Source organism: Microbacterium esteraromaticum (assembly GCF_900163815.1).
GTDB classification, from domain to species: Bacteria; Actinomycetota; Actinomycetes; order Actinomycetales; family Microbacteriaceae; genus Microbacterium; species Microbacterium esteraromaticum_B.
On record NZ_FUKO01000017.1, the window covers coordinates 40294 to 64609 of the forward strand.

General features: G+C 65.3%; 35 protein-coding genes. 30 read left to right on the forward strand and 5 right to left on the reverse strand.

Translation table 11 applies throughout. From position 1 onward, the window contains the following. The first annotated feature begins 3 nt into the window (after window positions 1-3). From rpsS to rplQ, 25 genes are all read left to right on the forward strand, one after another. Window positions 4-285 (forward strand): 30S ribosomal protein S19, encoded by a 282-nt coding sequence (rpsS, locus tag FM104_RS05195; protein WP_087130402.1) that lies wholly within the window; start codon window positions 4-6, stop codon window positions 283-285. Window positions 286-310: 25 nt separating this feature from the next. Continuing rightward, window positions 311-712 (forward strand): 50S ribosomal protein L22, encoded by a 402-nt coding sequence (gene rplV / locus FM104_RS05200; protein ID WP_087130403.1) that lies wholly within the window; start codon window positions 311-313, stop codon window positions 710-712. After that, window positions 712-1461 (forward strand): 30S ribosomal protein S3, encoded by a 750-nt coding sequence (gene rpsC, locus FM104_RS05205; RefSeq protein WP_087130404.1) that lies wholly within the window; start codon window positions 712-714, stop codon window positions 1459-1461. The genes rplV and rpsC overlap by 1 nt, the downstream gene beginning before the upstream one ends. Next, window positions 1461-1880: a 50S ribosomal protein L16 gene (gene rplP / locus FM104_RS05210; RefSeq protein ID WP_087130405.1), complete on the forward strand. Its 420-nt coding sequence runs from the start codon at window positions 1461-1463 to the stop codon at window positions 1878-1880. The genes rpsC and rplP overlap by 1 nt, the downstream gene beginning before the upstream one ends. Next, on the forward strand, window positions 1880-2194 hold the full coding sequence (rpmC, locus tag FM104_RS05215) for a 50S ribosomal protein L29 (RefSeq protein ID WP_087130406.1): 315 nt from the start codon (window positions 1880-1882) through the stop codon (window positions 2192-2194). The genes rplP and rpmC overlap by 1 nt, the downstream gene beginning before the upstream one ends. Continuing rightward, window positions 2194-2499, forward strand: a complete 306-nt coding sequence (rpsQ, locus tag FM104_RS05220; RefSeq protein WP_087130407.1) for a 30S ribosomal protein S17 — start codon at window positions 2194-2196, stop codon at window positions 2497-2499. The genes rpmC and rpsQ overlap by 1 nt, the downstream gene beginning before the upstream one ends. Next, on the forward strand, window positions 2496-2864 hold the full coding sequence (gene rplN / locus FM104_RS05225; RefSeq protein ID WP_087130408.1) for a 50S ribosomal protein L14: 369 nt from the start codon (window positions 2496-2498) through the stop codon (window positions 2862-2864). The genes rpsQ and rplN overlap by 4 nt, the downstream gene beginning before the upstream one ends. A gap of 2 nt (window positions 2865-2866) precedes the next feature. Next, window positions 2867-3226, forward strand: coding sequence for a 50S ribosomal protein L24 (rplX, locus tag FM104_RS05230; RefSeq protein WP_087130409.1), 360 nt, complete (start codon window positions 2867-2869; stop codon window positions 3224-3226). After that, window positions 3226-3816: a 50S ribosomal protein L5 gene (gene rplE / locus FM104_RS05235; protein ID WP_087130410.1), complete on the forward strand. Its 591-nt coding sequence runs from the start codon at window positions 3226-3228 to the stop codon at window positions 3814-3816. The genes rplX and rplE overlap by 1 nt, the downstream gene beginning before the upstream one ends. Window positions 3817-3951: 135 nt before the next feature. Beyond that, entirely contained in the window at window positions 3952-4350 is a 399-nt protein-coding gene (rpsH, locus tag FM104_RS05240; protein WP_087130411.1) for a 30S ribosomal protein S8, read from the forward strand. A 6-nt stretch (window positions 4351-4356) separates the two neighbouring features. Further along, a complete protein-coding gene (gene rplF, locus FM104_RS05245; protein ID WP_087130412.1) occupies window positions 4357-4893 on the forward strand; it encodes a 50S ribosomal protein L6 in 537 nt (178 codons plus the stop codon). 2 nt (window positions 4894-4895) lie between these two features. Beyond that, a complete protein-coding gene (gene rplR, locus FM104_RS05250) occupies window positions 4896-5255 on the forward strand; it encodes a 50S ribosomal protein L18 (protein ID WP_087130413.1) in 360 nt (119 codons plus the stop codon). Continuing rightward, window positions 5252-5947, forward strand: a complete 696-nt coding sequence (gene rpsE, locus FM104_RS05255) for a 30S ribosomal protein S5 (protein WP_087130414.1) — start codon at window positions 5252-5254, stop codon at window positions 5945-5947. Before rplR ends, rpsE begins: the two co-directional genes overlap by 4 nt. Next, complete coding sequence (rpmD, locus tag FM104_RS05260; protein WP_087130415.1) at window positions 5947-6132, forward strand: 50S ribosomal protein L30; 186 nt, start codon at window positions 5947-5949, stop codon at window positions 6130-6132. Before rpsE ends, rpmD begins: the two co-directional genes overlap by 1 nt. Next, window positions 6132-6719, forward strand: a complete 588-nt coding sequence (rplO, locus tag FM104_RS05265; RefSeq protein WP_087130416.1) for a 50S ribosomal protein L15 — start codon at window positions 6132-6134, stop codon at window positions 6717-6719. Before rpmD ends, rplO begins: the two co-directional genes overlap by 1 nt. A 114-nt stretch (window positions 6720-6833) precedes the next feature. Further along, window positions 6834-8156 carry a preprotein translocase subunit SecY gene (gene secY, locus FM104_RS05270; protein ID WP_087130417.1) on the forward strand — a complete coding sequence of 441 codons (1323 nt, stop codon included), beginning with the start codon at window positions 6834-6836 and terminating at the stop codon, window positions 8154-8156. Beyond that, a complete protein-coding gene (locus tag FM104_RS05275; RefSeq protein WP_087130418.1) occupies window positions 8153-8770 on the forward strand; it encodes an adenylate kinase in 618 nt (205 codons plus the stop codon). Before secY ends, FM104_RS05275 begins: the two co-directional genes overlap by 4 nt. An 8-nt stretch (window positions 8771-8778) precedes the next feature. Next, a complete protein-coding gene (gene map / locus FM104_RS05280; RefSeq protein ID WP_087130419.1) occupies window positions 8779-9627 on the forward strand; it encodes a type I methionyl aminopeptidase in 849 nt (282 codons plus the stop codon). A gap of 124 nt (window positions 9628-9751) precedes the next feature. Continuing rightward, window positions 9752-10426 (forward strand): DsbA family protein, encoded by a 675-nt coding sequence (locus FM104_RS05285; RefSeq protein ID WP_087130420.1) that lies wholly within the window; start codon window positions 9752-9754, stop codon window positions 10424-10426. 157 nt (window positions 10427-10583) lie between these two features. Next, window positions 10584-10805, forward strand: coding sequence for a translation initiation factor IF-1 (gene infA / locus FM104_RS05290; protein ID WP_017201569.1), 222 nt, complete (start codon window positions 10584-10586; stop codon window positions 10803-10805). Between the two features lie 92 nt (window positions 10806-10897). Then, entirely contained in the window at window positions 10898-11014 is a 117-nt protein-coding gene (rpmJ, locus tag FM104_RS05295; protein WP_071644008.1) for a 50S ribosomal protein L36, read from the forward strand. A 182-nt stretch (window positions 11015-11196) separates the two neighbouring features. Continuing rightward, window positions 11197-11571, forward strand: coding sequence for a 30S ribosomal protein S13 (gene rpsM / locus FM104_RS05300; RefSeq protein WP_087130421.1), 375 nt, complete (start codon window positions 11197-11199; stop codon window positions 11569-11571). Between the two features lie 27 nt (window positions 11572-11598). Then, window positions 11599-11997, forward strand: coding sequence for a 30S ribosomal protein S11 (rpsK, locus tag FM104_RS05305; RefSeq protein ID WP_071644012.1), 399 nt, complete (start codon window positions 11599-11601; stop codon window positions 11995-11997). Between the two features lie 131 nt (window positions 11998-12128). Continuing rightward, the gene (locus tag FM104_RS05310; protein WP_087130422.1) at window positions 12129-13118 is read left to right on the forward strand and encodes a DNA-directed RNA polymerase subunit alpha; all 990 of its coding nucleotides are present in this window, start codon (window positions 12129-12131) and stop codon (window positions 13116-13118) included. A 35-nt stretch (window positions 13119-13153) separates the two neighbouring features. Then, the gene (gene rplQ, locus FM104_RS05315) at window positions 13154-13822 is read left to right on the forward strand and encodes a 50S ribosomal protein L17, sunset domain variant (protein ID WP_087130423.1); all 669 of its coding nucleotides are present in this window, start codon (window positions 13154-13156) and stop codon (window positions 13820-13822) included. Between the two features lie 83 nt (window positions 13823-13905). Here rplQ and FM104_RS05320 read toward each other — a convergent pair whose 3' ends face one another. Beyond that, complete coding sequence (locus FM104_RS05320) at window positions 13906-15480, reverse strand: AMP-binding protein (protein ID WP_087130445.1); 1575 nt, start codon at window positions 15478-15480, stop codon at window positions 13906-13908. Window positions 15481-15577: 97 nt separating this feature from the next. On the opposite strand from FM104_RS05320, the gene FM104_RS05325 reads away from it, so the two are divergent. From FM104_RS05325 to FM104_RS05345, 5 genes are all read left to right on the forward strand, one after another. Next, window positions 15578-16375, forward strand: coding sequence for a sulfite exporter TauE/SafE family protein (locus FM104_RS05325; protein WP_087130424.1), 798 nt, complete (start codon window positions 15578-15580; stop codon window positions 16373-16375). Between the two features lie 63 nt (window positions 16376-16438). Then, window positions 16439-16903: an FAS1-like dehydratase domain-containing protein gene (locus tag FM104_RS05330; RefSeq protein WP_087130425.1), complete on the forward strand. Its 465-nt coding sequence runs from the start codon at window positions 16439-16441 to the stop codon at window positions 16901-16903. Continuing rightward, window positions 16903-17304, forward strand: coding sequence for a MaoC/PaaZ C-terminal domain-containing protein (locus FM104_RS05335; RefSeq protein ID WP_087130426.1), 402 nt, complete (start codon window positions 16903-16905; stop codon window positions 17302-17304). Before FM104_RS05330 ends, FM104_RS05335 begins: the two co-directional genes overlap by 1 nt. Before the next feature lie 16 nt (window positions 17305-17320). Beyond that, entirely contained in the window at window positions 17321-18487 is a 1167-nt protein-coding gene (locus tag FM104_RS05340; protein WP_373407836.1) for a UDP-N-acetylmuramate dehydrogenase, read from the forward strand. A 135-nt stretch (window positions 18488-18622) separates the two neighbouring features. After that, the gene (locus tag FM104_RS05345) at window positions 18623-19024 is read left to right on the forward strand and encodes a VOC family protein (protein WP_087130427.1); all 402 of its coding nucleotides are present in this window, start codon (window positions 18623-18625) and stop codon (window positions 19022-19024) included. 24 nt (window positions 19025-19048) lie between these two features. On the opposite strand, the gene FM104_RS05350 is transcribed toward FM104_RS05345, so the two are convergent. From FM104_RS05350 to aceB, 4 genes are all read right to left on the reverse strand, one after another. Continuing rightward, window positions 19049-20251, reverse strand: a complete 1203-nt coding sequence (locus FM104_RS05350; protein ID WP_087130428.1) for a pyridoxal phosphate-dependent aminotransferase — start codon at window positions 20249-20251, stop codon at window positions 19049-19051. 172 nt (window positions 20252-20423) lie between these two features. Beyond that, window positions 20424-20888 carry a ribonuclease E activity regulator RraA gene (gene rraA, locus FM104_RS05355; RefSeq protein WP_087130429.1) on the reverse strand — a complete coding sequence of 155 codons (465 nt, stop codon included), beginning with the start codon at window positions 20886-20888 and terminating at the stop codon, window positions 20424-20426. Window positions 20889-20989: 101 nt separating this feature from the next. Then, on the reverse strand, window positions 20990-22585 hold the full coding sequence (locus tag FM104_RS05360) for an isocitrate lyase (RefSeq protein WP_087130430.1): 1596 nt from the start codon (window positions 22583-22585) through the stop codon (window positions 20990-20992). Window positions 22586-22614: 29 nt separating this feature from the next. Next, the gene (aceB, locus tag FM104_RS05365) at window positions 22615-24219 is read right to left on the reverse strand and encodes a malate synthase A (RefSeq protein WP_087130447.1); all 1605 of its coding nucleotides are present in this window, start codon (window positions 24217-24219) and stop codon (window positions 22615-22617) included. Window positions 24220-24316: the final 97 nt, after the last annotated feature.

Genomic DNA, 24316 nt, shown 5'->3' on the forward strand with positions numbered 1-24316 from the left:
AAGATGCCACGCAGTCTCAAGAAGGGCCCCTTCGTCGACGAGCACCTGCTTCACAAGGTGGTCGGTCAGAACGAAGCCGGTTCCAAGAACGTCATCAAGACCTGGTCACGCCGATCGATGATCATCCCGGCGATGCTGGGTCACACGATCGCCGTCCACGATGGTCGCAAGCACATCCCCGTGTTTGTCACCGAGACCATGGTCGGACACAAACTGGGCGAGTTCGCGCCCACCCGCACCTTCCGCGGCCACGTGAAGGACGACAAGAAGGGCCGTCGCCGCTGACGCGGGGACGATAGAGGAGAGAGAAATGGTGGAGTCCATCGCACGCGTGCGACACATCCGCGTGACCCCTCAGAAGGCTCGTCGCGTCGTCGCACTCATCAAGGGCAAGCAGGCGCAGGAAGCGCTCGCCATCCTGAAGTTCGCACCGCAGGGTGCCAGCGAGCCGATCTACAAGCTCGTGCACTCTGCAATGGCGAACGCATCGGTGAAGGCAGACCGCGACGGCGAGTTCCTCGACGAGCAGGACCTGTACGTGAAGAACGCGTACGTCGACGAGGGCACGACGCTCAAGCGTTTCCAGCCCCGTGCTCAGGGTCGCGCATTCCAGATCAAGAAGCGCACGAGCCACATCACGGTCGTGCTGGCTACTCCGGAGGTCGCTGACGCGGCAGCCGCAGAGGCCACGACGAAGAAGGCGAGCAAGTAATGGGCCAGAAGGTAAACCCGTACGGCTTCCGCCTCGGAATCACCACGGACCACGTGTCGCGTTGGTTCTCGGACTCGACGAAGCCGGGCCAGCGTTACGCCGACTACGTGGCCGAGGACATCAAGATCCGTCAGCTGCTCGAGAAGCAGCTCGATCGTGCCGGCGTCTCGAACATCGAGATCGAGCGCACCCGCGACCGCGTGCGTGTGGACATCCACACCGCACGTCCTGGCATCGTCATCGGTCGCCGTGGCGCCGAAGCCGAGCGCATCCGCGGTGACCTCGAGAAGCTCTCGGGCAAGCAGATCCAGCTGAACATCCTTGAGGTCAAGAACCCCGAGGCTGACGCTCAGCTCGTCGCGCAGGGCATCGCCGAGCAGCTCTCTGCTCGTGTGGCGTTCCGTCGCGCGATGCGCAAGGGTCTGCAGGGCGCTCAGCGCGCCGGCGCCAAGGGCATCCGCATCCAGGTCTCCGGCCGCCTCGGTGGCGCGGAGATGAGCCGTTCCGAGTTCTACCGCGAAGGCCGTGTGCCGCTGCACACCCTCCGCGCGAACATCGACTACGGCTTCTACGAGGCAAAGACCACCTTCGGCCGCATCGGCGTGAAGGTCTGGATCTACAAGGGCGACCTCACCAACAAGGAACTCGCTCGCGAGCAGGCGAACCAGAAACCGTCACGTGACCGTGGTGGCGACCGTCGTCGCGCTCCGCGGAACGAGGCTCCGGTCGCAGAAGGAGCGTCGGCATAATGCTCATCCCGCGCAAGGTCAAATTCCGCAAGCAGCATCACCCGAAGCGCTCGGGCCAGGCATCCGGCGGCACGAAGGTCTCCTTCGGCGAGTTCGGCATCCAGGCTCTCACCCCCGCTTATGTGACCAACCGTCAGATCGAGTCCGCTCGTATCGCGATGACCCGTCACATCAAGCGTGGTGGAAAGGTGTGGATCAACATCTACCCCGACCGCCCCCTCACCAAGAAGCCTGCGGAAACCCGCATGGGTTCCGGTAAGGGCTCGCCGGAGTGGTGGGTCGCGAACATCAAGCCGGGTCGCGTCCTCTTCGAGGTCGCTGGCGTGAGCGAAGAACTCGCTCGCGAGGCACTCACCCGTGCCATTCACAAGCTGCCTCTCAAGGCACGCATCATCAAGCGCGAGGAGGGCGACGCGTAATGGCGATCGGCACCAAGGAGCTCGCACCTGTCGAGCTCGATACGTTCGAAGACCAGCGCCTCGTCGAGGAGCTGCGTAAGGCCAAGGAGGAGCTGTTCAACCTCCGTTTCCAGTCGGCCACCGGCCAGCTGGAGAGCCACGGCCGCATCCGCGCCGTCAAGCGCGACATCGCGCGCCTTTACACCGTGATCCGCGAGCGTGAGCTGGGCATTCGTGCCACGCCAGCGCCCGTCGAGGCTCCGGCCAAGAAGGCGTCCAAGGCGAAGGCGAAGAAGGAAGCTTCGGCTGACGCGCCCAAGGAGGAGGCCGAGTAATGGCTGAGAAGAAAGCAGCTGCGCACGGCGAGCACGATGTGCGCGACGCAAGCGCACGCGGTTACCGCAAGGCTCGCCGTGGATACGTCGTCAGCGACAAGATGGACAAGACCATCGTCGTCGAGGTCGAAGACCGCGTGAAGCACGCGCTCTACGGCAAGGTCATTCGCGTGACCTCAAAGGTCAAGGCGCATGACGAGGACAACACCGCCGGCATCGGCGATCTCGTTCTCATCAACGAGACTCGGCCGCTGAGCGCCACCAAGCGCTGGCGTCTGGTGGAGATTCTGGAGAAGGCCAAGTGATTCAGCAGGAGTCCCGCCTCAAGGTCGCCGACAACACCGGCGCGAAGGAACTGCTCACGATCCGTGTTCTCGGTGGTTCGCGCCGCCGCTACGCGGGATTGGGTGACACCATCGTCGCGACTGTCAAGGACGCGATCCCCGGCGGCAACGTCAAGAAGGGCGATGTGGTCAAGGCTGTCATCGTCCGCACCAAAAAGTCCACGCGCCGTTCCGACGGCTCGTACATCAAGTTCGACGAGAACGCCGCCGTGCTACTGAAGAACGATGGGGAGCCCCGTGGCACCCGCATCTTCGGACCGGTCGGTCGCGAGCTTCGTGACAAGAAGTTCATGAAGATCGTCTCGCTGGCGCCGGAGGTTATCTGATCATGGCGAACATCAAAAAGGGTGACCTGGTTCAGGTCATGACCGGCCGCAAGCAGGATAAGGGCGGCGACCGCGGCAAGCAGGGCAAGGTCCTCGATATCCTTGGCGAGCAGAACCGCGTCGTCGTGGAGGGCGTGAACTACGTCACCCGCCACACTCGTGTGGGCCAGACCCAGCGCGGCACCAAGACCGGTGGAATCGAGACCGTCGAGGCCCCGATCCACATTTCCAACGTCGCCGTCGTCGACCCCTCGACCAAGAAGCCGACCCGTGTCGGCCACCGTGTCGAGGAGCAGGTCAAGGACGGCGTGAAGCGCACGGTTCGCGTGCGCTATGCAAAGCAGTCAGGTAAGGACCTCTGATGGCAGCGACTGACGCCGCGGTGGCTGGCAAGACCCAGCCCCGCCTCAAGGCGAAGTACAACAACGAGATCAAGAAGACTCTGCAGGAGGAGTTCGGCTACCCGAACGTCATGCAGATCCCCGGTCTTGTGAAGGTCGTCGTCAACACCGGTGTCGGCGAGGCGGCTCGCGACAGCAAGGTGATCGATGGCGCGGTCGAAGACCTCGTCAAGATCACCGGCCAGAAGCCGATCGTCACGAAGGCTCGCAAGTCCATCGCGCAGTTCAAGCTGCGTGAAGGACAGGCCATCGGTGCGCACGTCACCCTCCGCGGCGACCGCGCATGGGAGTTCGTCGACCGCCTGGTCAACCTCGCACTGCCCCGCATCCGCGACTTCCGCGGTCTGTCGGGTGACCAGTTCGATGGCAACGGCAACTACACCTTCGGTCTCCAGGAGCAGAGCGTGTTCCACGAGATCGATCAGGACAAGATCGACCGCGTTCGCGGTTTCGACATCACGGTCGTCACGACGGCGAAGACGGATGACGAGGGACGTGCACTCCTGCGCGCGCTCGGCTTCCCGTTCAAGGCCGCCGACGCCCCGGCATGACCCTTCGACAGGCTCAGCAACCGGCAACGGTTACTGAGCCTGTCGGACTGCACGTACAATTGAACTTTGCGTGCTCATCGCAGGCCGTCTGTCGTGTAACGGCAGCCGGAACCTCATGATCGAAGGAAACTCACTATGACAATGACAGACCCGGTCGCAGATATGCTGACCCGTCTGCGCAACGCGAACTCGGCGCACCACGACTCTGTGTCGATGCCGTCGAGCAAGCTCAAGACGAACATCGCCGAGATCCTCCAGCAGGAGGGCTACATCGCCGGCTTCGAGATCACCGACGCTCGCGTCGGCAGCAACCTCACCCTGTCGCTCAAGTACGGTCCCAACCGTGAGCGCTCCATCGCGGGCATCAAGCGCGTGTCCAAGCCCGGCCTCCGCGTCTACGCGAAGTCGACCGAGCTGCCCAGCGTCCTCGGCGGCCTGGGCGTTGCCATCCTGTCCACATCCTCCGGTCTTCTCACCGACCGCCAGGCAGAGCAGAAGGGCGTGGGCGGAGAAGTAGTCGCCTACGTGTGGTGATCTGATATGTCGCGCATTGGACGGCTTCCCATTGAAATCCCCGCGGGTGTGACCATCTCGGTCAGCGGTCGCGAGGTTGCGGTGAAGGGCCCCAAGGGTGAACTGACCCTCGAGCTCGCCAGCCCCATCGAGATCTCGGTCGAGGAGAGCCAGGTTCTGGTTACTCGCCCCGACGACGAGCGCGAGTCGCGGTCGCTTCACGGCCTGACCCGCACGCTCATCAACAACAACATCATCGGCGTCACCCAGGGTTACACCAAGGGCCTCGAGGTCGTCGGCACCGGTTACCGCGTGCAGCAGAAGGGCAACTCCATCGAGTTCGCTCTCGGCTTCTCGCACCCCGTGCTGGTCGACGCGCCGGCAGGGATCACCCTGACCGTCGAGGGCAACAACAAGGTGACCGTGAGCGGCATCGACAAGCAGGCTGTCGGCGAGGCAGCTGCGAACATCCGTAAGATTCGCAAGCCCGAGCCCTACAAGGGCAAGGGTGTGCGGTACGCCGGCGAGGTCGTGCGTCGCAAGGCCGGAAAGGCTGGTAAGTAACCATGGCTATCAAGTCAAAGTCCGCCGCCCGCGCACGTCGGCATGCCCGTCTTCGCAAGAAGATCTCCGGCACCGAACTGCGTCCGCGCCTTGTCGTCAATCGCTCGGCGCGCCACGTGTTCGTGCAGCTGGTCGACGACAGCAAGGGCCACACCGTGGCATCCGCTTCCACGCTCGAGACCGACCTGCGCTCCTTCGACGGTGACAAGACCGCCAAGGCGCGCAAGGTGGGCGAGCTCGTCGCCGAGCGTGCGAAGGCAGCCGGCGTTTCCGAGGCAGTGTTCGACCGTGGCGGCAACCGCTATGCAGGTCGTGTCGCAGCCATCGCCGATGGCGCCCGTGAAGGGGGGCTGGCACTGTGAGTGACACCAAGGAGAACGAAGTGACCGTAGAGGCTCCGGCCGAAGCTCCCGCAGCGACTCAGGCTGAGCCGCAGCGCGAGCAGCGTGACAACCGCCGCGGCGGCCGTGACCGCAATCAGGGTGGACGCGACCGCAACTCGCGCGACCGTGGCGACAACCAGTTCCTGGAGCGCGTCGTCACCATCAACCGCGTCTCGAAGGTCGTGAAGGGTGGTCGTCGCTTCAGCTTCACCGCTCTCGTGGTCGTCGGTGACGGCAACGGTCTGGTGGGCGTCGGCTACGGCAAGGCTCGCGAGGTGCCTCTGGCGATCTCGAAGGGTGTCGAAGAGGCCAAGCGCAACTTCTTCCGCGTTCCGCGCGTCGGCTCGACCATCCCGCACCCGGTGCAGGGTGAAGCCGCTGCCGGTGTGGTGCTGCTGCGTCCGGCTGCGGCCGGTACCGGTGTCATCGCCGGTGGTCCGGTTCGCGCCGTGCTCGAGTGCGCTGGCATCCACGACGTCCTGTCGAAGTCGCTGGGTTCCTCGAACACGATCAACATCGTGCACGCGACCGTCGAGGCTCTCCAGAGCCTTGAGGAGCCGCGCGCTGTCGCAGCCCGTCGTGGCCTCGACTACGACGCCGTCGTGCCGGAGATCATCATCCGCAACGAGGCGAAGGCCGCTGCCGCCGCCGCGCAGAAGGTAGGTGCCTGATGGCTGAGCGCCTCAAGGTCACGCAGGTCAAGTCCAAGGTGAGTGAGAAGCAGAACCAGCGCGACACGCTGCGTTCGCTCGGTCTCAAGAAGATCGGCGACTCGGTCGTTCGCCCGGATGACGCGCAGACGCGCGGATACGTCCGGACCGTCGCTCACCTCGTCAAGGTTGAGGAGATCGACTAATGGCTGAGAACGAAGCCGTCGAGGCCGGGAAGGCCCCGAAGAAGACCGCAGCGAAGAAGCCCGCTGCGACCGCCACCAAGAAGGCTCCGGCCAAGGCCGCTGCCAAGAAGGCTCCGGCGAACAAGGACGCGGATGCTCCGGCAGCCCGTCCCGCCGTCCTGAAGGTGCACCACCTGCGTCCGGTCCCCGGATCCAACACCGCCAAGACCCGTGTGGGTCGCGGTGAGGGCTCCAAGGGCAAGACTGCCGGTCGTGGTACCAAGGGCACCAAGGCACGCAACACCGTTCGCGTGGGCTTTGAGGGTGGGCAGATGCCGCTGCACATGCGCACCCCGAAGCTGCGCGGGTTCAAGAACCCGTTCCGCGTCGAGTACCAGGTCGTGAACCTGGCCAAGCTCGCCGAGCTCTACCCCAAGGGTGGAGACGTCACCATCAGCGACCTGGTCGCGAAGGGTGCCGTGCGCAAGAACGAAAAGGTCAAGGTCCTGGGCGACGGAGACATCTCCGTGAAGCTCTCGGTCTCGGTCGACAAGGTGTCCAACAGCGCCGAACAGAAGATCGTCGCCGCTGGCGGTTCAGTCAACTGAGCACCCAGGTGATCAACGCGGGGAGGGGTCGGATATTCTCCGGCCCCTCTCGTGCGTTACCCTGGACTTTCGGCCGTCCTTCGACGTTCGGCAATCCCTTCAGGAGGAACGCCCTTGTTTAGCGCCATCGCGCGAATCTTCCGCACGCCTGACCTGCGGCAGAAGATCCTATTCACCATCGGCATCATCGCTCTGTACCGTCTCGGTTCGAACGTGCCGGCTCCTTTCGTGCACTTCCCGAACGTCGAGCAGTGCCTCGCGACGACCGCAGGCACCGACGGACTGCTGGGGCTGGTGAACCTGTTCTCAGGCGGCGCCCTGCTGCAGCTGTCGATCTTCGCGCTGGGCGTCATGCCCTACATCACCGCGACGATCATCACGCAGCTGCTGCGTGTGGTCATTCCGCACTTCGAGACTCTCCACAAGGAGGGTCAGGCCGGTCAGAGCAAGCTCACGCAGTACACGCGCTACCTGACGATCGCGCTCGCACTGCTGCAGTCGAGCACCCTGGTCACGGTCGCACGCAGCGGACAGCTCTTCGGCACCACCGATGTCGCCGCCTGCCAGAACCTGCTCACGAACGACGTGTGGTGGGCGCAGCTGCTCATCATCATCGCGATGACCGCCGGCACCGGCCTCATCATGTGGTTCGCCGAGCTCGTCACCGAGCGCGGCATCGGCAACGGAATGTCGCTGCTGATCTTCACGTCGATCTCCGCCACCTTCCCCTCCGCGATGTGGGGCATCTGGGAGGCACGTGGCTTCGAGACGTTCCTGCTCGTGCTCGTCATCGGCATCGTGGTGATGACCATGGTCGTGTACGTCGAGCAGTCGCAGCGACGCGTTCCCGTGCAGTACGCCAAGCGGATGGTCGGACGACGCACCTACGGCGGCACCAACACCTACATCCCGATCAAGGTGAACATGGCGGGCGTGATCCCGATCATCTTCGCTTCATCGCTGCTGTATCTGCCGATGCTCCTCGCGCAGTTCAACACTCCTACCGATGGCAGCGAGCCGCCCGCATGGGTGGCCTGGATCTCGACGTACCTCGTCTCCGGCGACCAGCCGCTGTACATGGCCGTCTACTTCCTGCTCATCATCGGCTTCACCTACTTCTACGTCGCGATCACCTTCAACCCGGTTGAGGTCGCAGACAACATGAAGAAGTACGGCGGGTTCATCCCCGGCATCCGTGCGGGACGTCCGACGGCCGAGTATCTCGACTACGTGATCACCCGCATCACGTTCCCCGGCTCGCTCTACCTCGGCATCGTCGCACTGATCCCTCTCGTCGCACTCGCAACGGTCCAGGCGAACCAGAACTTCCCGTTCGGTGGAGCCTCGATCCTCATCATCGTGGGTGTGGGACTCGAGACCGTGAAGCAGATCGATGCGCAGCTGCAGCAGCGCCACTACGAAGGGCTCCTCCGATGACCGCTGACCGACAGGACCAGCACCCCACCGCACGTCTGCTGATCGTCGGCCCGCAGGGCTCCGGCAAGGGCACCCAGGGGGTCCGCGTGGCAGAGGCGCTGGGCATTCCTGTCGTCTCCACCGGTGACATCTTCCGCGCGAACATCAAAGACGGCACGGATCTCGGCAAGAAGGTCACCGCGATCCTCGATGCCGGCGACCTGGTGCCGGATGAGCTGACCAGCGAAATCGTGCGCGATCGGCTGTCGCAGGATGACGCCGCCACGGGCTTTCTGCTCGACGGCTACCCCCGCAACACCGCTCAGGTCAGTCACCTCGACGATTTCCTCAGCGCGCAGAGCGCTGCGCTGGATGCCGTGATCCTGCTCGACGTGCCCCGGGAGGAGAGCATGGCGCGGCTTGGTCTGCGCGCGGTGGAGCAGGGCCGCTCGGACGACACCGAGGCGGCTATCGCCCACCGGCTGGACATCTACGAGAACGAGACCGCTCCGATCATCTCGGAGTACCAGGAGCGGGGCATCGTCGATCGCATCGACGGCGTCGGTTCACTCGACGAGATCACGGCGCGCATCTCCGCTGCGCTCGGCGCACGTGGGATCGGTCAGCTCGTCTGAGCTCTTCGATGTTCCGCAGATCGATCTATAAGACCCCGGCGCAGTTGCGCTCGATGGTAGAGCCCGGGCTCATCACGGCGGCGGCGCTGGACGCGATCCGTCCGCTGGTGCGCGCTGGCGTCACGACCGCTGACCTGGATGCAGCTGCCGAGCGTACGATCCTCGCCCGCGGGGCGGAATCGAACTTCCAGCTCGTGCGGGGCTACCGTCACACGACCTGCATCTCGGTGAACGAGCAGGTCGTGCACGGCATCCCCGGTGAGCGGGTGCTGCAGGCGGGCGACATCGTCTCGATCGACTGCGGTGCGCAGTACCAGGGCTGGAACGGCGACAGCGCCGTCACCTTCGTGGTGCCGGACCCGCTGCGTCCTGAGGTGGTCGAGCAGCGCACAGAACTGTCTCGTGTCACCGAGGGGTCGATGTGGGCTGGCATCGCCGCCCTTGCTGCGGCAACGCACATCGGAGACCTGGGCGCCGCTATCGAAGGCTATATCGAGGCGCAGGGGCCGTCATCGGTCTCGGGGGAGGGCTACGGCATCCTCCGCGAATACGTCGGCCATGGCATCGGGCGCAAGATGCACGAGTCTCCGAGCGTCTTCAACTACCGCACACCGGATGCCGGCGCCGAGGTCCGCCCCGGACTTGTGCTGGCGATCGAGCCGATGGTCACCGCGGGTGGCGAAGCGACTCTCGTCGAGGACGACGACTGGACCGTCTCGACAGTGGATGGCACCGATGGCGCGCACTGGGAGCACAGCGTCGCACGCCATGACGGCGGCATCTGGGTGCTCACGGCATCCGACGGCGGGGCGGCCGGACTCGCGTCGTTCGGCGTCACGCCCGTGCCCATCCCCTGACAGCGACAGTTTGGGGTCTTCACCGCCGCTCACATGGCAGACATAGCGAGCTCGGGGCAGAATACTTGCAGTAGGCAGGCAGGACTCGCCGTGTCGCGGCGGGCCGTACACAGATCGGAAAGCTATGGCACGCGCTCAGGCGAAGACCAACTGGTTCGCCATCGGAATATCCATCGCCGTCGTGGTGGTGCTGGTGGCTCTCGGCGGTGTCGTCGTGTGGTTGAACAACGAGGCCAGCTCGCCCGGCACCGCGCCCAAGAGCGCGATCATCGACACCGAGAGCGGAGCGATCACCTTCGGCTCTGGCGACCGTTCCATCGACACGTACGTCGACTTCATCTGCCCAGCGTGCAATTCGTTCGAGCAGACCTTCGGCGCAGACCTGCAGAAGGCCGCGGCCGATGACAAGATCACGCTGAACGTCCACCCGATCGCTATTCTCGATCACCTCTCGCAGGGCACCGATTACTCGTCGCGCTCGGCTGCGGCGATGTACTGCGTCGCCGAGTCCGCACCGGACAAGGCCATGGACTACTTCAACGCGCTGTTCGCGAACCAGCCCGCCGAGAACAGCCCAGGGCTGACAGACGAGCAGCTCACCGAGATCGCGACCCAGGTCGGCGCCGACAAGGCTGCATCGTGCATCGCCGATGGCACCTACAAGAAGTTCGGCGCGGCTCAGGCCAAGGCGCATGAGATCACGGGCACGCCGACGGTGGACATCGATGGCAAGCGCCTGACGGGAACCATGCAGGAGACGTACACGGCTGTCGACGCCTTCATCAAGGAAGTCGGCTGACATCTTCCGCGGCGGCTCCATTTGCCGCTTAGCAGAATAAGGGTCTAATATAGATCTTTGGTGCCTTATGCCCGTTCTGGCGTGTCCGAACGGTCGGCACCGCAATCATCACCCAACCACCGCAGATCGACCGATCTGCAGAAGCGTCAGCGAGGCTATGGCTAAGAAAGACGGTGTCATCGAGATCGAGGGCGTCATATCCGAAGCGCTGCCCAACGCGATGTTCCGCGTTGAGCTCAGCAACGGACATAAGGTCCTGGCAACGATCTCTGGCAAGATGCGGCAGAACTACATTCGCATCATCCCCGAGGACCGCGTCGTCGTGGAGCTCAGCCCCTACGACCTCACGCGCGGTCGCATCGTCTACCGCTACCGCTGATCGGTCGAGAAGTAACGACCGCGTCGTGACGGGCTCCCGAGTTCATCGAGGGTCCACAGCGTGCGGTACGAAGACAGCGAACAGGAAACATCATGAAGGTCAACCCCAGCGTTAAGCCCATCTGCGACCACTGCCGCGTCATCCGACGCCACGGTCGCGTCATGGTGATCTGCAAGAGCAACCCGCGCCACAAGCAGCGTCAGGGCTGATCGGGAGGGCAAAGCAGGCCGAGAGGTCGTGCTTCGCTCACTCGAAGACAACTCAATATCTGAAGTCAGGCAGCATCGGATGCTAAGACGGGGTCAGCGACCTCGACGAAGCGGACACCTCGGGGCGGAGGCCCGGGACCGGATGCTGCTCCACACCTCCAGCACACTCCAGGAGAAACCGCATGGCACGTCTTGCCGGCGTTGACATCCCGCGCGACAAGCGCGTGGTGATCGCCCTCACGTACATCTACGGCATCGGCCGTACCCGCTCCGTCGAGATCCTCACGGCTACGGGGATCGACGAGTCGATCCGCGTCAAGGATCTGACCGACGAGCAGCTCATCGCACTTCGCGACCACATCGAAGGCACCTACAAGGTAGAGGGTGACCTCCGCCGTGAGGTCGCCGCCGACATCCGCCGCAAGGTCGAGATCGGCTCCTACGAGGGCATCCGCCACCGTCGCGGCCTTCCGGTGCGCGGCCAGCGCACCAAGACCAACGCCCGTACCCGCAAGGGTCCGAAGCGCACGGTTGCCGGTAAGAAGAAGGCCCGCTAAGCGGCCAGGGATTAGGAGAAAATCATCATGGCTGCACCCAAGGCCGCCGCGCGCAAGCCGCGCCGCAAGGAAAAGAAGAACATCGCGCTGGGCCAGGCCCACATCAAGTCGACGTTCAACAACACGATCGTTTCGATCACCGACCCGTCCGGCGCTGTCATCAGCTGGGCATCGTCCGGTGGCGTGGGCTTCAAGGGCTCGCGCAAGTCGACTCCGTACGCCGCAGGCATGGCAGCGGAGTCCGCTGCTCGCCAGGCCGCAGAGCACGGTGTGAAGAAGGTCGACGTCTTCGTCAAGGGGCCGGGTTCCGGCCGCGAGACCGCGATCCGCTCGCTTCAGGCCGCTGGCCTCGAGGTCGGCTCGATTCAGGACGTCACGCCGCAGGCGCACAACGGCTGCCGCCCGCCGAAGCGCCGCCGCGTCTGATCCGGTTGCTTAGCCGCTCGGCCCCTCTGGGGCTCGAGCGGCTTACAGCCCGTTCTGGGCACGACTTCACAAAACTCAAAACCTCATCCACACATGTCATATAGCGGACATGTGATCGAAAGGAACACATAGTGCTCATTGCACAGCGTCCCACTCTCACCGAGGAAAAGCTCGCCGAGAACCGCAGCCGGTTCATCATCGAGCCGCTCGAGCCCGGTTTCGGATACACGATCGGCAACGCGCTGCGTCGCAGCCTGCTCTCGTCTATCCCCGGCGCCTCGGTCACCACCATTCGCATCGATGGCGTGCTGCACGAGTTCAGCACGATCCCCGGTGTGAAGGAGGACGTCACCGAGATCATCCTCAACATCAAGCAGCTGGTCGTGGCCAGCGAGCGCGATGAGCCCATCACCGCGTACCTGCGCAAGACGGGTGCCGGCGAGGTCACCGCCGCTGACATCTCCGCTCCGGCGGGTGTCGAGGTGCAGAACCCCGAGCTGGTCATCGCCACGCTGAACGACACCGCCCGCTTCGAGCTCGAGCTCACCATCGAGCGCGGCCGCGGCTACGTGTCGGCTTCGCAGAACCGCAACGAGTACGCCGAGGCCGGTCAGATCCCGGTCGACTCGATCTACTCGCCGGTCCTCAAGGTCAGCTACCGCGTCGACGCGACTCGCGCTGGTGAGCGCACCGACTTCGACAAGCTCGTCCTCGACGTCGAGACCAAGTCGTCGATCAGCCCGCGCGACGCCGTCGCCTCGGCAGCCAAGACTCTCACGGAGCTGTTCGGACTCGCCCGCGAGCTGAACGTCGAAGCCGAGGGCATCGAGATCGGCCCCGCGCCGGTCGAGGCCGTGCTTTCCAGCGAGCTCTCCATGCCGATCGAGGATCTCGATCTGTCGGTGCGCTCGTACAACTGCCTCAAGCGCGAGGGGATCAACACCGTTTCGGAGCTGGTCGCCCTTTCCGAGACGCAGCTCATGAACATCCGCAATTTCGGACAGAAGTCGGTCGACGAGGTGCGCGATAAGCTCGTCTCGCTCGGTCTGTCGCTGAAGGATTCGGTGCCCGGTTTCGACGGCGCTCACTTCTACAGCGGCAACGAAGACGATTCCTTCTGAAACCCGACCTCTTCCTGATCAGGAGTTAGACGATTATGCCCAAGCCCACGAAGGGTCCCCGCCTCGGAGGCGGTCCCGCACACGAGCGGTTGATGCTGGCGAACCTCGCTGCAGCGCTCTACACCCACAAGTCGATCAAGACGACGGAGACCAAGGCCAAGCGTCTGCGTCCCCTCGCTGAGCGCCTGATCACGTTCGCGAAGCGCGGCGATCTGCACGCTCGCCGTCGCGTGGCATCGATCATCGGTGACAAGGATGTCGTGCACGTGCTGTTCACCGAGATCGCGCCGCTGGTCGCTGACCGTGAGGGCGGCTACACCCGCATCACGAAGGTCGGCAACCGCAAGGGTGACAACGCGCCCATGGCCGTGATCGAGCTCGTTCTCGAGCCCGTCACCCCGAAGAAGAAGGCTGCCAAGCCTGCCGCGAAGGCTGCTGCCCCCAAGGCAGAGAAGAAGGCCGAAGAGGCTCCTGCTGAAGAGACCGCCGCACCGGCCGCTCTCGTCGACGGTGGCTTCGGAGAAGACTCAGCCGCTCCGCTCGAGGACGGCTCGGCTCCCGAGGGCTTCGACATCAAGGGCAACAAGGACTCGATGAAGTTCCACCGCCCCGATGGCCAGTGGTACGACGCGACCATCGCAGAGGTGTGGTTCCGCACCGCTGAGGCCGCTGAGGCCGCTGGCTTCGTCGAGGCCGGCAAGTAAGTCACAGTATTTCAAAGAAGCCCGCCACCGTGATCGGTGGCGGGTTTCTTCGCTGCTCGGGCCCCGTGCGCGCCAACAGTCGGTCAGATGCGCGCGCGCAGATCCTTGCGCAGGATCTTGCCGGAACTCGACTTCGGGATGACGTCGATGAACTCCACCTGTCGCACCTTCTCGTGCGGTGCGACCTTCGACGCGACGAATGCCATGACGTCATCCGCCGAGAGCTCTGCGCTCTGCTGACGGACCACGAAGGCCTTCGGCACCTCCTGGCCGTCATCATCGAACGCGCCGATGACAGCAGCATCCGCAATCGAGGGGTTCTCCAGCAGCACCGCTTCCAGCACGGCCGGAGCGACCTGGTAGCCCTTGTACTTGATCAGCTCTTTCAGCCGATCGACGATGTGGAAAATGCCGTCGTGAGTGACGGTGGCGACATCGCCGGTGCGCAACCAGCCTTCGTCGTCGAGCGTGGCTGCGGTTTCGTCAGGCCGGTTGAGGTATCCGGTCATCACCTGCGGCCCTCGCACCCAGAGCTCTCCCGGTGCGCTCACGCCCTCTGTCGGCGCCTCGATATCGGCTCCGGTTTCGGAGTCGACCAGACGGGCATCCGTATTCGGGACGAGTGGTCCGATCGACGACTTGTCGATCTCGGTGCGCTCGGCGGGAATCAGGTTCACTGCGGGACTCGTCTCCGTCAGACCGTATCCCTGCACAACCTCGCAGCCGATCCGGGATGCCACCGCCGCCGCGAGAGCGCCGTCGAGCGGTGCCGCCCCCGAGAAGATGACCTTGACCGCCGAGAGATCGTACTGATCGACGATCGGATGCTTCGCCAGCGCGACCGCGATCGGCGGGGCCACGAACACCCAGGTGGTGCGATGCTCGGCGATGATGCGCAAGAACTCCACCAGGTCGAACTTCGGCATCGTGACCAGGCCTGCGCGCTGGCGCATCGCGAAGTTCAGCAGCACGGTCATTCCATAGATGTGGAAGAACGGCAGCACGGCCAGCAGCCGGTCGTCGGGCCCGACATCGAGAAGCGGCCCGCACTGCGCGACGTTCGCGACAAGGTTGCGGTGGGTGAGCATCACGCCCTTCGGACGGCCAGTCGTGCCGGAGGAGTACGGCAGTACGGCGAGGTGGGTGGCCGGGTCGAAGGACACCTCGGGCGCCTGGTGTCCTTCGCCGAGCAGATCGCGAAGATTCGGGTGGCCCTCGGCGCCGTCGAGGACGATCAGGTGGTCATCCGGGATGCCGCGCAGCTCGGCGGCAGCCTTGGCGTTGGGCAGCAGGGGAGATACGGTGATCAGCCATTGGGCATCCGCATCCTCGAGCTGGTTCGCTATCTCTTCTGCTGTGTAGAGCGAGTTGATGGTCGTCGCGGTGCCGCCGGCACGGAGGATGCCGTGGAACACGGTTGCGAATGCCGGAACGTTCGGACAGAGGACGCCGACGCGGGTGCCGATCCCGATGTCGCGGGCCGCGAGCGCGCCGGCGAACAGGTTGATCTGTCCGACCAGCTGCCGATACGTGGTCTCGGCGCCGGACATTCCGTCGATGATGGCGACAGCATCGAGTTGCGACTCATCGAGCCCGTCGAAGAGGTAGTCGAAGATCGGGACATTCGGAATCTCGACGTCAGGGTAGGAGCTGTGCATGTGATCTCCTTCGATCATGTGCCTGAGCGGGTGTGCGAGTCAGTCTCGCACACCCCGGGACCGCGTTCCAGGGCTCAGCGGACGATAGGCTTGGTTCGTGAATGCGGATGATCAGGCCATAACCCGACAGCCGCGCGCGTACCTCACGTTCGTATTCATCGGCCTCTCCGCAGGACTGCTCTCCGGACTCTTCGGCGTCGGCGGCGGCACGGTGATCCTGCCGCTGCTCGTGCTGATGCTCCACTATGACCAGCGGCGCGGTGCGGGCACCTCGCTGGCGGCGATCGTCCCGACGGCGAGTGTCGGCGTGATCTCCTACGCGCTGTCCGGCGCGGTCGCGTGGATTCCCGCGCTCATCCTCGCTGCGGGAGCCGTCATCGGCGCGCAGATCGGCACCCGGCTGCTGCCGAAGATCTCGCAGGCGGCGCTGCGCTGGGGGTTCGTCGGGTTCCTCGTGATCGTGATCGTGAGCCTGTTCGTCGTCATCCCCTCGCGCGACGCCCATCTGATTCTCGGCTGGGCGAACGGCATCGGACTCGCCGGGGTCGGCATGGTCACCGGCATCATCGCCGGACTCATCGGCGTGGGCGGCGGTGTGATCGTCGTGCCGGTGCTCATGCTCGTCTTCGGCACCAGTGACCTCGTCGCCAAGGGCACCTCGCTGCTGATGATGATCCCGACCGCGCTATCGGGCACCATCGGCAACCTGCGCCACCGCAACGTCGACCTGCTCGCGGCCGGCATCATCGGGCTCTCCGCCTGCACGACGACCGCGCTCGGCGCGTGGCTGGCGACCCTGATCAATCCGTTCGTCGGCAATATGCTCTTCGCCGGGTACCTGATCTTCATCGCCGTGCAGATGGCCATCAAGGCGATCCAGGCGCACCGGCGCTGATCGGCGGCATTTCTCTGGCATCCGCTCTCCTCGACGTTCCACTCTGCTGGGTAGGATCGAGGGGTGCCCGTGAACAACGATCTGGTCGGCCGCGAATTCGCGCCGACAGCCCCGTACCTCGTCGGTCGAGAGAAGGTGCGCGAATTCGCGCGCGCGGTCTTCGCCGATGCTCCCCAGCACACCGATGTCGAGGCGGCCCGCGCGGCCGGCTTCGCCGATGTGGTCGCGCCGCCCACCTTCGCGATGGTCGTGCAGGACCTGACCCTGCAACAGCTGCTCTCGCAGCCCGATTCGGGAATCGTGCTGGCGCGCACGATCCATGCCGAGCAGCGCTTCGCCTACACGCGGCCCATCGTCGCAGGCGATGAGCTCATCGCCCAGCTGGCGGTCACCGGCATCCGCACTCTCGGGGGCAACGCGATGGTCACCAGCGACGCGACCATCACCGATGCCGCGGGCGAGCATGTCGTCACCGCCACCAGCGTCCTGCTGGTCGGGCAGGATGCGGCAGATGAGGAGACGCGCTGATGGCTGAGTTCACCGTCGGCGACATCGTCGCCGAGCGCACCGTGCACCTGACCCGTGAGTCGCTCGTTCGCTATGCCGGCGCATCGGGAGACTTCAACCCCATCCACTACCGCGATGACGTCGCGGCATCCGTCGGACTCCCCGGTGTGCTCGCGCATGGGATGCTGACGATGGGCATCGCCTCCTCAGTGGTCGTGGCCGCGCTTCCCGCCGACGCCCGCCTCCTCGACTACGGCGTGCGCTTCACGAAGCCCGTCGTCGTCGACCCCGAAACCGGGGCTGACGTGCACGTCGTCGCGAAGGTGGGCGCTGTCGACGAGACGTCGGCGCGCATCGACCTCACCGTCACCTTCGCGGAGAAGACCGTGCTGGTGAAGGCGCAGCTGCGGGTCGCGCTCTGAGATGGCCTCGCCGGAGATGACCTCGCCCGATATGGCCTCGCCCGATGTGACGCAGATCACGCCCCTGCCGCTGCGCGGACTGACGACGCTGCGCACCGGCGCCGCGCCCGAGCGGATGCGGGAGGCTTCGACCACCGCAGAGCTGATCAGCGCGCTGCACAGCGTGTGGAAGACGCATGACGAGTGGTTCGTGCTCGGTGGGGGCTCGAACCTGTTCGCCGGTGATGAGCCGTTCGACGGAACGGTCGTGCGCATCCTCACCTCCGGCATCGAAGAGCTGCCCTCCCCGCATGAAGGGCGCGTGCGCCTGCGCGTGCAGGCTGGACACTCGTGGGACGACCTGGTCGCCTATGCCGTGGAACGCGGCTACGCCGGCGTCGAGGCGATGAGCGGCATCCCCGGCACTGTAGGCGCGGCGCCCGTGCAGAACGTGGGCGCCTACGGTCAGGAGATCCAGGAGACGCTCGTCGAGGTGGAGATGATCGACGAGGGTGCGGATGCGCCCGTCGTCGTGCCTGCCGCCGAACTCGAACTGGGCTTTCGCACGTCTGTGCTCAAGCATCATTACGGCGAGGCGCAGGGGCGGCGTGCGGTGATCCTCTCGGTGACGCTCGACCTCGCCGTCACCGGAGATGCCGGCCGGGTGATCCGCGGCGAGCAGCTGCGCCGCGCCCTGGGCCTGGAGGATTTCGAGCCCGTCCCGCTCGACTGGGTGCGCACGCGCATTCTGCAGACGCGCGCAGCGAAGGGCATGCTGCTCGACGGGAGCGACCCCGACACGTTCAGCGCCGGATCGTTCTTCCAGAACGCGATCGTGCCCGAGCGCATCGCTCGAGGCCTTCCGCCGGAGTGCCCGCGGTGGCCGGTGGAGCCCGACCTCGACACCGTCACGGTGATTCCGCTCGAGACATATGCCGGGCTCACCCCGCGTGCCGGGCGCCCCGAGGGACTGGTGAAGGTGAGCGCGGCGTGGTTGATCGAGAATTCCGGCATCCGCAAGGGATTCCGCCTGCCGCGCTCGCGTGCCGGCGTATCCACCAAGCACGCTCTCGCGCTCACCAACCGCGGCGAAGCGACCGCCGGCGAGCTGGGCGAGCTGGCCCGGTTCATCCAGAGCCGCGTGCACGCCGAATTCGGTCTGCTGCTGCAGCCCGAACCCGTGCTCGTCGGCGTGGAGTTGTAGCCACCTCGCTCTCCCTTCCACCGCCGAGTGCACGGCATCTCGTCGAGCGCACGGGTTGCTGCCGTACGGATGCGGTGCACTCGACGGCATCCGGTGCACTCGAGCGAAGCAACGAGGCGGGCGTATAGTCACGGGATGAGCGGATTGATTCCTTACCTGCTGTTCCCCGGCAATGCCGCGGAGGCGCTGCGGCACTACGAATCGATCTTCGGCGGCACGCTGCACCTGTTCGACTACGCCTCGGCGGGGCGCAGCGATGGCCCCGCCGACGCGATCGCGCACGGGATGCTCGTCGAAGGGCCGGTGGAGATCGCCGGAGCGGATGCTGGCGCAGCCGACACCACGGTGACGATGGACGGCATGTTCTTCTCGCTGCTGGGCACGGCGGATGCCGCGACCCTGACCACGTGGTTCGCCGCGCTCGGCGACGACGGCGAGGTCATCGATGCACTGCAGAAGCGGCCGTGGGGCGACTACGACGGCACACTCGTCGACCGCTACGGCGTGCGCTGGCTCATCGGTTACCAGGACGAGTGACAGCGCACGCTGCCGGCAGTCCGATCAGGAGGCGAAGAGCTTCTGCAGGCGCTGCACGCCCTCGAGCAGCTGGTCATCACCCAGCGCGTAGGACAGACGCAGGTAGCCAGAGGGGCCGAAAGCCTCACCCGGAACGACGGCGACTTCGGCCTGCTCCAGGATGAGATCGGCGAGCTCGAGTGATGTCGTCGGGGTGACGCCGCCCCAGGTGCGGCCGAGCAGGCCCTGCACATCGGGGTAGACGTAGAACGCGCCGAGCGGGTTCGGCACGTGCATCCCCTCGATCTTCGACAGCTCCGACACGATCAGGCGACGGCGACGGTCAAAGGCCTCGCGGAACTGCGCAGCTTCGGTCTGCGGGCCGTTGAGCGCGGCAACGGCACCCCACTGGGCGACGTTGTTCACGTTGCTGGTCAGGTGCGACTGCAGGTTACCGGCGACCTTGATGGCATCCGCCGGTCCGACCATCCAGCCCACCCGCCATCCGGTCATCGCATAGGTCTTGGCCACGCCGTTGACGAGGATCGTCTGGTCTGCAGCCTCGGGGCACGCCTCGACGATCGACATCGCCTTCACGCCCTCGTAGGTGAGGTTCTGGTAGATCTCGTCGGTGATGATCCAGATGCCGTGCTCGACGGCCCACTCGCCGATCGCCTTCGTCTCCTCGGCCGTGTACACCGAGCCGGTCGGGTTCGAGGGCGAGACGAACACCAGCACTGTCGTGCGGTCGGTGCGAGCCGCTTCGAGCTGCGCCACGGTGACCTTGTAATCCTGATCGGCGCCGGCGAAGACATCGACGGGCACGCCATCGGCGAGACGGATCGCCTCGGGGTAGGTGGTCCAGTACGGGGCCGGCAGCAGCACCTCATCGCCGGGGTTCACGACCGCCTGGAAGGCCTGGTACACCGCCTGCTTGCCGCCGTTGGTGACGATCACCTGGCTCGGGGATACCTCCAGGCCCGAATCGCGCAGCGTCTTCGCGGCGATCGCCTCGCGCAGCGCCGGCAGGCCGGGGGCGGGTGTGTACCGATAGTTCGCCGGATTGGCGAGAGCCTCGGCGGCAGCATCCACGACGAACTGCGGAGTTGCGAAATCCGGTTCGCCCGCGGCATAGGAGATGATCGGCTTGCCCGCGGCTTTGAGTGCCTTGGCCTTGGCATCCACCTTCAACGTGGCGGACTCGGCGATGGCGGACAGTTTGCGAGAGAGAGGAGCGCGTTCAGTCACGCCTCCGATGGTACTCGGAAGGGTCGCGGCGTGCGTGGAATCAGGAGATTCGACGGAGACAGGAGCTTTCGGCGGCTGAATCGCATGATCTCACCGACCGTCCTTTTCCGGCGCGCACCATCCTTTTCTCGCCGACCATCCTTTTCCGGCGCGCGCCAGGACGCAGGCACGGTCAGCGCTCGACGAGGATGCCATCCGCATCGGCGAACAGGCGCGCACCGGGTCGGAAGACGACCCCGCCGAATTCCACGGGCACATCGATTTCGCCGACGCCGGCCTTCGCGCTCTTGCGCGGATTCGTGCCCAGGGCCTTCACCCCCAGGGGCATCGTGCCCAGTATCACGCTGTCGCGCACGCAGCCGTGGATGACGACGCCCGACCAGCCGGCATCCACCGCGCTCTGCGCGATCATGTCGCCCATCAGAGCAGTCTGCAGAGATCCGTCGCCGTCGACGACGAGCACCGCACCATCACCCGATGTCGCGAGGATCCGCTTCACCAGCGCGTTGTCCTCGAAGCACCGCACGGTGCGGATAGTGCCTTCGAACTGCGGAACCCCGCCGAACGAGCGCAGCTGCAGCGGAAGCGACTGCAAGCTGTCGCCGTGCAGGTCGTAGAGGTCAGCGGTGGCGGTCATGGTCTCTCCTCGGTGGCTGGTTTCGGATGCAGGATGCTGGACGCAGAATGCCTGCGCGGCTGGAGGGATCCAGTCGCGCAGGCATTCCGCGGGTGCGCTGGTCAGTTGAACTGACTCATCGTGTTGTGCTGACCGCCGGCCTTCAATGCGGCCTCACCGGCGAAGTACTCCTTGTGGTTGTCGCCCAGATCGGACCCCGCCATGTTCTGGTGCTTGACCGTCGCGATTCCGCCGCGGATCTCGCGACGCTGGACGCCCGCGACATAGGCGAGCATGCCCTGGTCGCCGAAGTAGCCCTTGGCGAGATCATCGGTCGACAGCGCCGCCGTGTGGTACGTCGGCAGCGTGATGAGGTGGTGGAAGATTCCGGCGCGCGCGGCGGCGTCGCGCTGGAAGGTGCGGATCTTCTCGTCGGCCAGTCGTGCGAGATCGGTGTCGTCGTACTCGATGCTCATCAGCGAGTTGCGGTCGTATGTCGAGACATCTTCACCCTGCTCCGCCATCAGGTCGAACGCCTGCTGGCGGAAGTTCAGCGTCCAGTTGAACGACGGGCTGTTGTTGTAGACGAGCTTCGCATTCGGGATGACCTCGCGGATGCGGTCGACCATGCCGGCGATCTGCTCGACGTGCGGCTTCTCGGTCTCGATCCACAGCAGGTCGGCGCCGTTCTGCAGGGAAGTGATGCAGTCGAGCACGACGCGGTCCTCGCCTGTCCCGGCGCGGAACTGGTACAGGTTGCTGGGCAGGCGCTTCGGACGAAGCAGCGCGCCGTCGCGCTTGATGATCACGTCTCCGTTGCCGAGATCGCTCTCCGCGATCTCCTCGGCATCGATGAAGGAGTTGTACTGGTCGCCGAGGTCTCCGGGCTCACGCGTGACGGCGAGCTTCTGGGTGAGGCCTGCACCGAGCGAGTCGGTGCGGGCGACGATGATCCCGTTCTCGACGCCGAGCTCGATGAAGGCGTAGCGAACGGCATTGAGCTTCGCGATGAAGTCCTCGTGCGGCACCGTGACCTTGCCGTCCTGGTGGCCGCACTGCTTCTCGTCCGAGACCTGGTTCTCGATCTGGATGGCGCAGGCGCCCGCCTCGATCATCTTCTTCGCCAGGAGATACGTCGCCTCAGGGTTTCCGAACCCGGCGTCGATGTCGGCGATGATCGGGACGACATGGGTTTCGAACCCGTCGATCTGCGACTGGATGAACTCCGTCGCCGTGTCATCGCCGGCGGCGCGGGCCGCATCCAGCTGGGTGAACAGCAGATCGAGCTCGCGGGCGTCCGCCTGGCGGAGGAACGTGTAGAGCTCTTCGATCAGCGCGGGGACCGAGGTCTTCTCGTGCATCGACTGGTCGGGCAGCGGGCCGAACTCCGAGCGGAGAGCCGCGACCATCCACCCCGAAAGGTACAAGTAGCGCTTGTTCGTGGTCTTCAGGTGCTTCTTGATCGAGATGAGCTTCTGCTGCCCGATGAAGCCGTGCCAGACACCCAGCGATTGGGTGTACACCGACGAGTCGGCGTCGTACTCGGCCATGTCGCGGCGCATGATGTCGGCGGTGTACTGCGCGATCTCGAGCCCCGTACGGAAGCGGTTCTGCGCCCGCATGCGTGCGGCTGATTCGGGGTCGATGGCGCTCCAGCTGGAGCCGTGCTCCTGCTTCAGGGCCTGGATGGCATCGATGTCGTCCTGGTACTGAGTCATGTCATGTCCTTCGTGGGGTGGGGGAGCGGTCAGTTGTTCTCGGAGAGAAGGCGCGCGTAGGCCGGCGCAGTCAGGAACGCGGGGAATTCGGGCTGCAGCGCCACCTCGCGGAACACGTCAGCGGCATCGTCGAAACGGCTGCTGTCGGTGCGCGGGGTCTGGGCGAGGAGCTCGGTGATCATCTCCTCGACGTACTCGGCGGTGATCCGCTCGCCCTCCTCGGTCCGGCGATCCTGGTGGATCCACTGCCACACCTGCGAGCGACTGATCTCGGCGGTCGCGGCATCCTCCATGAGGTCGTCGATCGCCACGGCGCCGAGGCCGCGCAGCCACGCTTCGATGTAGCGGATGGCCACCGACACGTTGTCGCGCACGCCCTTCGCGGTGATCGGGCGGCCGATGCGCAGATCGAGCAGCTGCTCGGCGGTCACCTCGACGTCGTCGCGCTGCCGGTCGAGCTGGTGCGGGCGATCGCCCAGCACGGCATCGAACTCGGACTGGGCTGCGGGGATGAGGTCGGGGTGGGCGACCCACGTGCCGTCGAAGCCGTCGTTCGCCTCTCGCCGCTTGTCAGCGGACACCTTCTCCAGCGCCCGATCGGTGACCTCGGGGTCGCGGCGGTTCGGGATGAAGGCACTCATGCCGCCGATGGCGTAGGCACCGCGCTTGTGGCAGGTCTTCACCAGCAGCTCGGTGTAGGCGCGCATGAACGGAACCGTCATGGTGACCTTGCTGCGGTCGGGGAGCACGAATCGCGCGCCGCGGCCGCGGTAGTTCTTGATGATCGAGAAGATGTAGTCCCAGCGGCCTGCGTTCAGACCTGCACAGTGATCGCGCAGCTCGTAGAGGATCTCGTCCATCTCGAAGGCCGCGGGCAGCGTCTCGATCAGCACGGTCGCGCGAATCGTGCCGTGCGGGATGCCGATGTACTCCTCGCTGAACGAGAAGATGTCGTTCCATAGCCGGGCCTCTTCGCTGGATTCGATCTTCGGCAGGTAGAAGTACGGTCCCTGGCCGGAGTCGATGAGCGCCTGCGCGTTGTGGAAGAAGTACAGCCCGAAATCGGTCAGGGAAGCGGATGCTGACATCGTGCGGCCGACGCGATCGGTGAAGTCGATGTTCTTCTCGGTGAGGTGCCAACCGCGTGGACGCATCACGATCGTGGGCGTCTGCTCGGCAGTGACACGGTACTCCTTGCCCTCGGGGCTCGTGAAGACGAGTTCGCCGCGGATGGCATCCCGCAGCGACAGCTGGCCGCCGATGACGTTCTGCCAGGTCGGGCTGGTGGCGTCTTCCTGATCGGCGAGCCAGACCTTCGCGCCGGAGTTCAGTGCGTTGATCGTCATTTTCGGGTCGGTCGGGCCGGTGATCTCCACGCGGCGGTCCTCGAGCCCGGGGCCGGCGCCGGCGACCCGCCAGTCGGCGTCGTCGCGGATGTGCGCGGTGTCCTCGCGGAAGCGCGGGTCGTGGCCGTTGCCGATCTCGAAACGGCGACGCATCCGGTCGGCGAGGCGGTCATGGCGGCGGCCCGCGAAGCGGTGGTGCAGTTCGGTGAGGAATGCGATCGCGTCCGGGGTGAGGATGTCGGTGAACCGGTCGTGCATGGTGCCGGTGATGGTGATCGTCGGACCCATTTCGGCGCGGACCGCAGCACCGACGGTTCGGATCGGGGTGGTCTGTGACTCAGCGGTGATGGTCATGAGCTGTCTCCTCCGTGGGATGTCGGTCGGC